The sequence below is a fragment of the Nocardia sp. NPDC050713 genome (genome assembly GCF_040654315.1).
Lineage (GTDB): Bacteria > Actinomycetota > Actinomycetes > Mycobacteriales > Mycobacteriaceae > Nocardia.
Window position 1 is genome coordinate 250,055 of sequence record NZ_JBFAHS010000010.1, and the last position, 11,869, is coordinate 261,923.

Here is an 11,869-nt window from a genome sequence, read left to right on the forward strand (position 1 = left end):
TGTCAGCGTCGCCGTCGGCGACTAAGCCCTGATATGGGTGCTGTTTCGAACGCACCGACGAACCATTCGATCATTCCACTGGTCCGCGGCGGCCGTACGCGGGTTCGTCCGTGCTGAAGCAGCGGATCGGATCCCACGGACGGCCAGTCGCCGCAGAGTCGAGCAGACCCGATCGCTGGCGCCACGGCCGTGGCGGCGGGGCTGTTCCGAGGCGACGAAGGCCCCGGTGGAGAACCGGGGCCTTCGTCGTTCGGGTGATCAGGGGACGCGGCGGACGGCGCCCTTGTCGGCGGAGGTGGCGAGGGCGGCGTAGGCGCGCAGGGCCGTGGTGACCGGGCGCTCGCGGTCGACGGGCTGCCATGGCCGCTCGGAGGCTTCCATCTTGGCGCGGCGCTCGGCGAGCACGGCGTCGTCGACGAGCACCTCGAGCGCGCGGGTGGCGACGTCGATGCGGATCTGGTCGCCGTTCTCGATGAGACCGATCACGCCGCCGCTGGCCGCCTCGGGGGAGATGTGGCCGATCGAGAGGCCCGAGGTGCCACCGGAGAAGCGGCCGTCGGTGATCAGCGCGCACTGCTTGCCGAGACCGGCGCCCTTCAGAAACGCGGTGGGGTGCAGCATTTCCTGCATGCCGGGACCGCCCGCGGGGCCCTCGTACCGCACGACGAGCACGTCGCCCGGCTTGATCTGCTTACCGAGGATGACCGACACGGCCTCCTCCTGCGATTCCACGACGACGGCGGGACCCTGGAAGGAGAACAGATCCTCGTCGATGCCCGCGGTCTTGAGGATCGCGCCGTCCGGCGCGATGTTGCCGCGCAGCACGACCAGACCGCCCTCGACGGTGTAGGCGTGCTCCTTGTCGCGGATGCAGCCGCCCGCGGCGTCGGTGTCCAGCGAGGACCACCGGTTGTCCGTGGAGAACGGCTCGGTGGTGCGGACCCCGCCCGGCGCGGCGTGGAACAGCTCGACGGCCTCGTCGGATGCCTTGCCGGAGCGGATGTCCCAGGTGTCGAGCCACTCGTCGAAGCTCGCGGTATGCACCGTGGTCACGTCGGTTTCGAGCAGCCCGGCGCGGCGCAGTTCGCCGAGGATGGCCGGGATGCCGCCCGCCCGGTGTACGTCCTCCATGTGGTAGTCCGAGTTCGGCGAGACCTTGGACAGGCAAGGCACTTCGCGGCTGATCTCGTCGATGGTGCTCAGATCGAAATCGATCTCGCCCTCCTGCGCGGCGGCGAGGGTGTGCAGCACCGTGTTGGTGGAACCGCCCATCGCCACGTCGAGCGCCATCGCGTTGCGGAACGCCTTCTGGTTGGCCACGTTTCGCGGCAGCACCGAGGCGTCGTCCTCGCGGTACCAGCGGTTGGCGATGTCGACGATCACCCGGCCCGCCTTCTCGAACAGCGCGCGGCGGGCGGCGTGCGTGGCCAGCGTGGAGCCGTTGCCCGGCAACGCCAGACCCAGCGCCTCGGTGAGGCAGTTCATCGAGTTGGCGGTGAACATGCCGGAACAGGAGCCGCAGGTCGGGCAGGCGCTGCGCTCGACCTCGTCCAGCCCCTCGTCGGTGACATTGCTGTTGGCGCTGGCCGAGATCGCGGTGATCAGGTCCGTCGGAGCCTGGGCGACACCGCCCACCACGACGGCCTTACCGGCCTCCATCGGACCGCCGGAGACGAACACGGCCGGGATGTTCAGCCGCATGGCGGCGTTCAGCATGCCCGGAGTGATCTTGTCGCAGTTGGAGATACACACCAGCGCGTCGGCGGTGTGCGCGTTGGCCATGTATTCGACCGAGTCGGCGATGATCTCGCGGGAGGGCAGCGAGTAGAGCATGCCGCCGTGGCCCATCGCGATGCCGTCGTCCACGGCGATGGTGTGGAACTCGCGCGGCACGCCACCCGCGGCGCGGACCGCCTCCGCCACGATCTCACCGACGTCCTTCAAATGCACGTGGCCCGGCACGAACTGGGTGTAGGAGTTCGCGATGGCGACGATCGGCTTGCCGAAGTCGGAGTCGGTGAGGCCGGTGGCCCGCCACAGCGCGCGTGCGCCTGCGGCGTTGCGTCCGGCGGTGGTGGTGCGTGAACGAAGCGGTGGCATGGAGGGTCCTCGGAGGGTCGCGGGGGCTGTGGTGCGACTGCGCGGAGTTCGCTCGGCGTGTGCGGAACTCGCTCGGCGGCTGTTCCACGGTACTCCCGGGGGTGCCGGGCCGATGTCGCCGGTCGCGATAGGCGATGTGCCGCGCGTCGCGGGTGCGTTCGTGTCGCCGCGGGTGGTGGTCGTCGGCGCGGACGGTGTCATCGGGTGTGTGTCGGTACCCGAACCGTCCAGCCGCGCGGGCGGTTGTCCGTCGGCGGCGCGGCTACGCCAAGACTAGCGTCGCGTGTCCAGCCGATATTCCGAAGCGCGGGAAGAACCAAGTGCGGGAGCGGCTCTCGTACCGCCTGCGAACTACCTGGCCTGCGCACGTCGACCGTCCACCTCGGCATTCGCTCCGGCCGTGTTGCGTACCTCCGCGTTGGCTCCGGCCTTACGCGATCCGCAGAGGGCACCGACAGGCGGCGACTTCAGTCGTCGGCCTTGCGATCCTTCTCCGTTGCCTCGGCAGCCTCCGCGCCCCCGGTCGATCCCTCGCCCGCGTCTCCAACAGACTCCGCGCTCGCCCGCTCCTCCGCGTCCCGCTCGGCCTCGGCCGCCGCGGCCGCGCCGAACAGATCGGGCAGCCGTCCCTTCGACGCCGCGATCAGCGTGCGCAGCTGGTCGTAGCTGACCGCGGGCAGCCGCACCTGCGACTCGTCGGTCAGGTGCGCGCGCACGAATCCGCGCTTGGGAATGCTCACACCTTTGATCTGGTCCCAGTCGATGTGCCGCGAGCCGAAGAGGCTGCGCAGGTCCAGCCCGGCGTCGGAGACGACGGTCCGGGTGCGCGCCACCCAGGCGGCCACCACCACGGGCAGTGCCAGCAGCCACCACAGGGCGGCAGGCCAGCCGACGAAGAAGAGGAACACGCACAGCGCGAGCACGACCACGCCGAGGTAGGCGAGCGGCTGAATGCGGATGACCTTGGCCTCCGGCCGACCCGTATCCGATCCCGCGTCGGAGGTATGGGACGATTTAGCCGGTGGCACGGACTGATGCGGTGATGACACACCACCATCCTCGCATCCTGGTAATCGGACACAAGCAACCACTGGAGTCCCACATAATGGGACGTACTGGGTCATCTGTTTGACTCATCGCTTCACGCCCGCTTAACGTCGTGCGCGTGAATCGAAACGAGTTGCTCGTAATCGGCCGGCGCGTCCAGCGTTGAGCCTGACTACCTAGGTCGAATACGTCAGCTCGCGTTGCGACGCGCCACCCTCGAACAGCCATGCGCTGGTCGGGGGCTTTTTTGTGTTCGGGCAGTTTCCGGCGCGGCGGGTCGCGAAGACCGATCGTGTCGAGCACAGCAGTGTTGTCCGGGGTCAAGAACGACAAGTTAGGAAACGAAGACGGTGAGCGCACCAACCGCACGGCCCGGGCCCTCGGCCCGCAGGCCAGCGCCTTCGGCTACTCAGCAGGCATCGCCCGCTGGCACTCCGACGACCACGGCGAACCGCCGCCAGGTCCCGCCCGAGCGGGTCACCGGCGCGCAGTCCGTCGTCCGGTCGCTCGAGGAGCTCGGCGTCGACACCGTATTCGGCATCCCCGGCGGCGCGATTCTCCCGGTGTACGACCCGCTCTTCGACTCGACCAAGGTCCGCCACGTGCTGGTGCGCCACGAGCAGGGCGCGGGTCACGCGGCCACCGGGTACGCGCAGGCGACCGGCAAGGTCGGTGTGTGTATGGCCACATCCGGCCCCGGCGCGACCAACCTGGTGACGCCGATCGCCGACGCCCAGATGGACTCGGTGCCGATCGTCGCGATCACCGGCCAGGTCGGCCGCGGCCTGATCGGCACCGACGCCTTCCAGGAAGCCGACATCTCCGGCATCACCATGCCGATCACCAAGCACAACTTCCTGATCACCGACGGCGCCGACATCCCGCGCATGATCGCCGAGGCGTTCTACCTGGCCGCCTCCGGCCGTCCGGGCGCGGTGCTCGTCGACATCCCCAAGGACGTGCTGCAGGCGCAGACCACCTTCAGCTGGCCGCCGGAGATGCGGCTGCCCGGCTACCGTCCGGTCACCAAGCCGCACGGCAAGCAGGTGCGCGAGGCCGCGCGGATGATCCTCGAGTCCAAGGCCCCCGTGCTGTACGTGGGCGGCGGCGTGATCAAGGCCGACGCCTCGGCCGAGCTGCTGGAACTGGCCGAGCTGACCGGCATCCCGGTGGTCACCACCCTGATGGCGCGCGGCGCGTTCCCCGACAGCCACCAGCTGAACATGGGCATGCCCGGCATGCACGGCACCGTCGGCGCGGTCGCGGCCCTGCAGCGGTCGGACCTGCTGATCACCCTCGGCGCCCGCTTCGACGACCGCGTGACCGGTCAGCTGGACTCGTTCGCGCCCGGCGCCAAGGTGATCCACGCCGACATCGACCCGGCCGAGATCGGCAAGAACCGGCACGCCGACGTCCCGATCGTGGGCGACTGCCGCGAGGTCATCACAGAGCTGATCGAGACCCTGAAGGCCGACCCGGCCGCGGGCGCGGCTCCGCTGCTGGACATCTCGGAGTGGTGGTCCTACCTGGACGGCGTGCGCAAGCAGTACCCGCTGGGCTGGACCCCGCCGAAGGACGGCTCGCTGTCGCCGGAGTTCGTCATCGACGCGCTCGGCCGCCTGGCCGGACCGGACGCGATCTACTGCGCGGGCGTCGGCCAGCACCAGATGTGGGCCGCGCAGTTCATCAAGTACGAGAAGCCGCGCACCTGGCTGAATTCCGGCGGTCTCGGCACCATGGGCTACGCCGTCCCGGCCGCCATGGGCGCCAAGATGGGCGCGCCGGAGAAGGAAGTGTGGGCGGTCGACGGTGACGGCTGCTTCCAGATGACCAACCAGGAGCTGGCCACCTGCGCCGTCGAGGGCGTGCCGATCAAGGTCGCGCTGATCAACAACGGCAACCTGGGCATGGTCCGGCAGTGGCAGACCCTCTTCTACGAGGAGCGCTACTCCAACACGGACCTGGGCACGCACACCCTGCGCATCCCCGACTTCGTCAAGCTCGCCGAGGCGCTCGGCTGCCACGGCATCCGCGTGGAGAAGGAAGAGGACGTCGAGGCCGCGATCCGCGAGGCGCAGTCCATCAACGACCGTCCGGTCGTGATCGATTTCATCGTCGGCAAGGACGCCCAGGTGTGGCCGATGGTCGCCGCGGGCACCAGCAACGACGAGATCATGGCCGCCCGCGGTATCCGCCCGCTGTTCGACGAGGACGAGCAGGCCGCGGAGCCCGCCGTCATCCACGAGGCGATGTCGCACGAGAAGAACAAGGGGACCGAGGCGTGAGTGAGCGCAGCGAACGAACCATGTGCCAGCGTGCGCTACGCATGCCGGCACCGAGCGTTAGCGAGGGGCAGGCATGAGTAGCACCCACACCCTGAGTGTCCTCGTGGAGGACAAGCCGGGCGTGTTGGCGCGGGTGGCGAGTCTGTTCTCGCGCCGCGGGTTCAACATCGAGTCGCTCGCGGTCGGCGGCACCGAGATCCCCGAGATCTCGCGGATGACGATCGTCGTGACGGTCGAGGACCTGCCGCTCGAGCAGGTCACCAAGCAGCTCAACAAGCTGGTGAACGTCATCAAGATCGTCGAGCAGGACGCCGACGCGTCGGTCGCGCGCGAGCTGATCCTGGTCAAGGTGCGCGCCGACGCGAGCGTGCGCACCCAGGTGATCGAGGCCGTGCAGTTGTTCCGCGCCAAGGTGATCGACGTCTCGCCGGACGCGCTGACCATCGAGGCGACCGGAACCCGGTCCAAGCTGGACGCACTGCTGCGCATGCTCGAGCCGTACGGTATCCGCGAGATCGTGCAGTCGGGCGTGGTCGCTGTCGGCCGCGGCCCCAAGTCCATTACGGCCACCCGCTAGGGTGGTCGCGATCGACGGTCGGTGTTGGTCCCCGCGCGCACGCGGAGATGAGCCCCGTCCCAGTACAAGCGCAAGATGCGCACATCGTTTCCCCGCATCGGCGGGGATGATCCGAAGGGAACCAATCAAGTGGCAGTCGAGATGTTCTACGACGACGACGCCGACCTGTCGATCATCCAGGGCCGCAAGGTCGCTGTCATCGGCTACGGCAGCCAGGGCCACGCGCACTCGCTGAGCCTGCGCGACTCCGGCGTGGACGTCCGCGTCGGTCTCGCTGAGGGTTCGAAGTCTCGGGTGAAGGCCGAAGAGGCTGGTCTGACCGTCGGCACCCCGGCCGAGGTCTCCGAGTGGGCCGACGTGATCATGGTGCTGGCGCCCGACACCGCGCAGGCGTCCATCTTCACCAACGACATCGAGCCGAACCTGAAGGACGGCGACGCGCTGTTCTTCGGCCACGGCCTGAACATCCACTTCGGCCTGATCAAGCCCCCGGCCGACGTCACCATCGGCATGGTCGCGCCGAAGGGCCCCGGCCACCTGGTGCGCCGCCAGTTCGTCGACGGCAAGGGCGTTCCCGCGCTCATCGCCATCGACCAGGACCCGAAGGGTGAGGGCCAGGCGCTGGCGCTGTCCTACGCCAAGGGCATCGGCGGCACCCGCGCGGGCGTCATCAAGACCACCTTCAAGGAAGAGACCGAGACCGACCTGTTCGGTGAGCAGGCCGTGCTGTGCGGTGGCACCGAGGAACTGGTGAAGACCGGTTTCGAGGTCATGGTCGAGGCCGGTTACGCGCCGGAGATGGCCTACTTCGAGGTGCTGCACGAGCTGAAGCTGATCGTCGACCTGATGTACGAGGGCGGCATCGCGCGGATGAACTACTCGGTGTCCGACACCGCGGAGTTCGGTGGCTACCTGTCGGGTCCGCGCGTCATCGACGCCGACACGAAGGAGCGGATGAAGGCGATCCTGAAGGACATCCAGGACGGCACCTTCGTCAAGCGCCTCGTCGCGAACGTCGAGGGCGGTAACAAGGAGCTCGAGGGTCTGCGCAAGAAGAACGCCGAGCACCCGATCGAGGTCACCGGCGCCAAGCTGCGCGGCCTGATGAGCTGGGTCGACCGGCCGATCACCGAGACCGCGTAAGCGTCGTCGCACAAAACGGCCCGGCACCCGAGGGGTGCCGGGCCGTTGCGTTTCTAGCTGCTGCCGAAGGAGCCGCGCGGCCAGCCCCAGAGACCGTTGCCGTGCCAGCCGTTGCCGGGCCAGCCGTCGCAGCGATCCCACTGGTTCCAACTGTTCCAGTCGTTGTCCCAGAAATCCCAGCCCCAGTTCCCGTGGCAATCCCTCGGGTGGTGGTGGCGGACCTCGGTGATGGTGGGGGCGCCCGGCTCGGCCGATGCGGGTACCGCCAAGGCGGCCAACGGTATTGCGGCGACCGCGCCCGCGACGGCCACTCGGGCCAGCATGCGTCCGGTCGCGGACTTGCGTGTGGTGGACAACGTGAATCCTTTCACTCTGCGGCGAACCGCTCGTTCGCCATCCCTCGCGGGGATCCGTTCGCCTGAGCTGGGCGAACAGGTCTGGATAGGACGTGCCGTCGTCGTCGCGGGAACGCGACCCCCGGACATACCGTCGCGTCGGCGACCGCACGCCTACACTCTGCACCACTCGAGCCGAAAGGTCACTGGGCGTTCGGCATTCGCGAACAATTTTCAGTCTGAAGTACTACGCCGATAGGGGGATACCCTGAGGGCGAAGCCGGGGTTGCGCCCGGACCGGACGGGCGCAGGCGTTGGGGCGCAATCTCATCGATCGTTGAGGTATGGCCTGCCGGGCATTCGGCGGGCTGTCCAGCCGCCGAATCCCGCTGTCGCCAGGTGGCAATTCTCGAGCAATTGCGAGTGGCTGGGATGGTGTGCGCGACTGCCTTTCGAACGCGCCGCCGGATCGAGTGAACCTTGCCACCCCGTTCGCGGCCCATCACACTGGGCAAATGACGACCTCGTCCGCCGCTGTCCCCGGGTCGGCCGCCGCCTCGCTCGGACGCGCGGCGCGCAAACGCGTCTCGCGTTCCGCGCTCGGCGCCTGGCGAGTTCCGCCCGACCGCATCGATCCGGTTACCATCCTGGAACGCCAGGCCGCCACCCGCGTCCCGGAGCTCGTTCCGATCCGCTACGCGCGGATGGCCGCGGGGCCGTTCCCGTTTCTGCGCGGCGCGCCCGCCATCATGGCCGCGGACCTCGCCGCGTCGGCCAGCACCGAGCTGACCGTGCAGCTGTGCGGTGACGCGCACCTGTCGAACTTCGGCTTGTTCGCTTCGCCGGAGCGCTCGCTGGTGTTCGACCTCAACGACTTCGACGAAACACTGCCCGGTCCGTTCGAGTGGGACGTGCAGCGCTTGGCTGCCAGCGTCGCGGTGGCCGCGCGCGAGAACTTCGGCGCCGACACCGACGCCGAGCGGGCCGTACTCGCCGCGGCACGTGGCTATCGCGAGTCGATGCGCCGACTGGCCCGGCTCGACGGGATGACGGTCTGGTACGAGCGGATCGACGCCGACGAGGTCGCGGCGTTGATTCGCAAACCCCAGCGGCGCAAGGGCGTCGAGCGGGCCCTCGATGCCGCCCGCGCCCGCACCAGCTTGCAGGCGCTGACCAAGCTCACCGAGCCCGACGCCGACGGCATCCCGCGCATCCGGCACCGTCCGCCGTTGGTCACGCCATTGGCGGAGCAGGAGGCGAACGCTGTCTCGGCGGTGTTCGCCGACTACCGTCGCAGCCTGCCGGAGGAGCGCCGTGTCTTGTTGGACCGGCACCGGCTGGTCGATGTCGCACGGAAGGTGGTGGGCGTCGGCAGCGTCGGCACCCGATGCTTCATCGTCCTGCTCGCCGACCGCGACACAGCGGGACCGCTGTTCCTCCAGGTCAAAGAGGCCGAAGAGTCCGTGCTGAGCCCGCACCTCGCGCCGAGCCGGTTCCGGCACCAAGGTCACCGGGTGGTGCACGGTCAACGACTCACGCAGGCCGCCAGCGACATCTTCCTCGGCTGGGCCACCGGTCCCGAGGGACGGCACTACTACTGGCGCCAGCTGCGAGACATGAAGGGCTCCGCGGTGATCGAGAACATGTCCCGCCCGGTGCTCACCGCCTACGCCAGGCTCTGCGGGCAAAGCCTGGCGCGCGCCCACGCCCGCTCCGGCGACCGCGTCGCCATCGCCGCCTACCTCGGCGCCGGTGACGCGTTCGACCGCGCGATGGTGGACTTCGCCCTCGCGTACGCGGATCAGACCTTCGACGACCACAAGGCGTTGCTCGCGGCGATCGAAAGCGGACGCGTGCGCGCCGCCGAGCCGGGGGCGTGACAGCCGCCTGACCCGGCGCGTGAGAATCGGCTGCTCATCCCAGCGCCTGAGTATCGGATCGCGGCCGTGCGAGCGGCGCCGTGACGTCCTTCTACACTGGCTACCGATGAGTAGGTTTTTCGATTCGGTCGACCAGGTGACCCGGCGTCTCGCCGACGCGGGCTACCTGCCGTCGCTGGACATCGCCACGGCCGTGTTCCTCGCCGGGCACCTCGGCAAGCCGCTGCTGATCGAGGGTCCGGCGGGCGTCGGCAAGACGGAGCTGGCCAAGGCCGTCGCCGCGGCGACCGAGGCGGAGCTGATCCGCCTGCAGTGCTACGAGGGCATCGACGAGGCGCGCGCCCTCTACGAGTGGAACCACGCCAAGCAGCTGCTGCGCATCACCGCCGCCGACAGCGCGGACTGGAACCGGACCCGCGATCACGTCTTCACCGAGGAGTTCCTGCTCGACCGCCCGCTGCTGGCCGCCATCCGCAACCCCGACCCCACCGTGCTGCTCATCGACGAACTCGACAAGGCCGATGTCGAGCTGGAGGGCCTGCTGCTCGAGGTGCTCGGCGACTTCCAGGTCAGCATCCCCGAACTCGGCACCGTCACCGCGGTCCGCAAGCCGTTCGTCATCGTCACCTCCAACGCCAACCGGGATTTGTCCGAGGCGCTCAAGCGGCGTTGCCTGTACCTGCACATCGACTATCCGACGGCCGAGCTCGAGCGCGCGATCGTTCGAATGAAGGTGCCGGAGTTGGACGAGGCGCTGGGAGAGCCGGTGGTGCGGGTGGTCGGCGCGCTGCGTGAGCTGCCGCTGCGCAAGGCGCCGTCGATCGCCGAGACCGTCGATTGGGCGAAGACGCTCGTGGCGCTGGGGGCGCGGAATCTGACCAACGGCGTGGTGCGGTCGACGCTCGGTGTGCTGCTCAAATACCAAGCGGACCATCGGATCGCGGTCGAGCGGCTGGCGTTGTCGGAACCGGAGAGCGACCGGCGATGAACGGGCTCGGTTCGAACGAGACGCTCACCGACCGTCTCGTCGACTTCGTCGGCCTCCTCCGCGAGCACGGAATCCACGCGGGCCCCAGCGAAACCGTCGACGCCGCGTCGGCGATCGTCGCCCTCGGCGTCGAGAACCGCGAACGCCTGCGCTCCGGCCTGGCCGCCTGCCTGCTGCGCCGCAACGGCCAACGCGCCGTCTTCGACCAGCTCTTCGACCTCTATTTCCTGACCGCCGAACGGCCGACGTCCGCAACGATTCCCGAGTCCGTCGAGACGCTGCGCGAACGTCTCGCCGCCGCGCTGGCCGCCGACGATCAGGCCGCGCTCGCCGAACTCGCGAGCCAATCCCTCACCGAGCTGGGCGGTTACGGCGGTGCGGGCGGCGCTGGTCAATCGTCCCGGCCCGTCACGACCGCGTCCGGCGCGGGCTGGTCCTCGTACCAGACCATGAAAGCCCTTCGCCCGGAAGAACTTCTGGACCGCGTCGTGGCGAGCATGGGCGGCGCGGGCGAACTCGATTCCGCCGTCCGAACCATCGAGGCCCAACGCAGGCTGCGCTTGTTCCGCACTGCCGTCCAAACCCAGGCCCGACTCCGCTCGGCCGACCTGCGCGGCACCGACTACATCGCCCGCCGCGGCGTCGAAACGGCAACGGACCGAATCGATTTCCTCGGCGCCCGCGAACAAGACCTCGCCGAAATGCGCCGCCTCGTGAACCCATTGGCCCGCAAACTCGCCACCCGCCTCGCCGCCCGCCGCCGCAAGGCCGTCCGCGGCCAGATCGACATGCGCCGCACCCTGCGCCGCTCCATGGCCACCGGCGGCGTCCCCGTCGACCCGGTGCTGCGCGCCCGCAAACACGGCCGCCCCGACCTCGTCGTCCTCGCCGACCTCTCCGGCTCCGTCACCGGTTTCGCCGAATTCACCCTGCAACTCGTGCAGGCGCTGCAAGACCAATTCAGCAAGGTCCGCAGCTTCGGCTTCATCGACACCTGCGACGAGATCACCGGCTTCTTCACCCCCGGCGAACCACCACTCCCCGGCCTTTCCGCCCGAATCATCCGCGAGGCCAACGTCTCCCGCTTCGGCAGCAGCAACTACGGCGAAGCCCTCCGCACCTTCGCCGACACCCACCTCGACGCCCTCGGCCCCCGCACCTCCCTGCTCATCCTCGGCGACGCCCGCACCAACCGCACCGACCCCAACCTCCCCGCCCTGCGAGCGATGACCGACCGAGCCAAACACACCCACTGGCTCAACCCCGAACCCGCCCGCTCCTGGTCCACGGGCGACTCCGCCGCGCTGACCTACGCGGAGCACGTCACCATGCACGAATGCCGCAACGTGCGCCAGCTGACCGAGGTGATCTCCCGCCTCCTGCCCGCGTGAAGTAGCCGTACCGGATCTTGAGCCCGGCCGCTGTGCAGTCGGCTGCGTCTGTCCCGCTTCGAACTCGGCGAATCGTTGCATCAGCCGTTGCGGTGAGGGATAGTCGCCGCGGCGGCTGGGAAG

9 protein-coding genes are annotated in these 11,869 nt (G+C 69.1%); 6 read left to right on the forward strand and 3 right to left on the reverse strand.

Going from position 1 to position 11,869, the window contains the following annotated elements:
- Positions 1-258: 258 nt before the first annotated feature.
- Positions 259-2,100, reverse strand: coding sequence for a dihydroxy-acid dehydratase (gene ilvD, locus AB0H49_RS20215; protein ID WP_354999223.1), 1,842 nt, complete (start codon positions 2,098-2,100; stop codon positions 259-261).
- Between the two features lie 467 nt (positions 2,101-2,567).
- Entirely contained in the window at positions 2,568-3,149 is a 582-nt protein-coding gene (locus AB0H49_RS20220; RefSeq protein ID WP_354999224.1) for a PH domain-containing protein, read from the reverse strand.
- A gap of 348 nt (positions 3,150-3,497) precedes the next feature.
- On the opposite strand from AB0H49_RS20220, the gene AB0H49_RS20225 reads away from it, so the two are divergent.
- The 3 genes from AB0H49_RS20225 (at position 3,498) to ilvC (ending at position 7,152) form a co-directional block, all read left to right on the forward strand.
- Entirely contained in the window at positions 3,498-5,432 is a 1,935-nt protein-coding gene (locus AB0H49_RS20225) for an acetolactate synthase large subunit (RefSeq protein WP_354999225.1), read from the forward strand.
- A gap of 73 nt (positions 5,433-5,505) precedes the next feature.
- A complete protein-coding gene (ilvN, locus tag AB0H49_RS20230) occupies positions 5,506-6,009 on the forward strand; it encodes an acetolactate synthase small subunit (protein ID WP_067781857.1) in 504 nt (167 codons plus the stop codon).
- A 141-nt stretch (positions 6,010-6,150) separates the two neighbouring features.
- Positions 6,151-7,152, forward strand: a complete 1,002-nt coding sequence (gene ilvC, locus AB0H49_RS20235; protein WP_354999834.1) for a ketol-acid reductoisomerase — start codon at positions 6,151-6,153, stop codon at positions 7,150-7,152.
- Positions 7,153-7,205: 53 nt separating this feature from the next.
- Here ilvC and AB0H49_RS20240 read toward each other — a convergent pair whose 3' ends face one another.
- A complete protein-coding gene (locus AB0H49_RS20240; protein ID WP_354999226.1) occupies positions 7,206-7,508 on the reverse strand; it encodes a hypothetical protein in 303 nt (100 codons plus the stop codon).
- A gap of 494 nt (positions 7,509-8,002) precedes the next feature.
- On the opposite strand from AB0H49_RS20240, the gene AB0H49_RS20245 reads away from it, so the two are divergent.
- From AB0H49_RS20245 to AB0H49_RS20255, 3 genes are all read left to right on the forward strand, one after another.
- Positions 8,003-9,367: a DUF2252 domain-containing protein gene (locus AB0H49_RS20245; RefSeq protein ID WP_357253444.1), complete on the forward strand. Its 1,365-nt coding sequence runs from the start codon at positions 8,003-8,005 to the stop codon at positions 9,365-9,367.
- 106 nt (positions 9,368-9,473) lie between these two features.
- Positions 9,474-10,355: a MoxR family ATPase gene (locus AB0H49_RS20250; protein ID WP_357253446.1), complete on the forward strand. Its 882-nt coding sequence runs from the start codon at positions 9,474-9,476 to the stop codon at positions 10,353-10,355.
- Positions 10,352-11,746 (forward strand): VWA domain-containing protein, encoded by a 1,395-nt coding sequence (locus tag AB0H49_RS20255; protein WP_357253447.1) that lies wholly within the window; start codon positions 10,352-10,354, stop codon positions 11,744-11,746. The genes AB0H49_RS20250 and AB0H49_RS20255 overlap by 4 nt, the downstream gene beginning before the upstream one ends.
- Positions 11,747-11,869: the final 123 nt, after the last annotated feature.

Excerpts from the sequence above, each read along its gene's own strand:
- ilvD (WP_354999223.1), bottom strand. The coding sequence starts at position 2,100 with ATGCCACCGCTTCGTTCACGCACCACCACCGCCGGACGCAACGCCGCA.
- ilvN (WP_067781857.1), top strand. The coding sequence starts at position 5,506 with ATGAGTAGCACCCACACCCTGAGTGTCCTCGTGGAGGACAAGCCGGGC.
- ilvC (WP_354999834.1), top strand. The coding sequence starts at position 6,151 with ATGTTCTACGACGACGACGCCGACCTGTCGATCATCCAGGGCCGCAAG.
- AB0H49_RS20245 (WP_357253444.1), top strand. The coding sequence starts at position 8,003 with ATGACGACCTCGTCCGCCGCTGTCCCCGGGTCGGCCGCCGCCTCGCTC.
- AB0H49_RS20250 (WP_357253446.1), top strand. The coding sequence starts at position 9,474 with ATGAGTAGGTTTTTCGATTCGGTCGACCAGGTGACCCGGCGTCTCGCC.
- AB0H49_RS20255 (WP_357253447.1), top strand. The coding sequence starts at position 10,352 with ATGAACGGGCTCGGTTCGAACGAGACGCTCACCGACCGTCTCGTCGAC.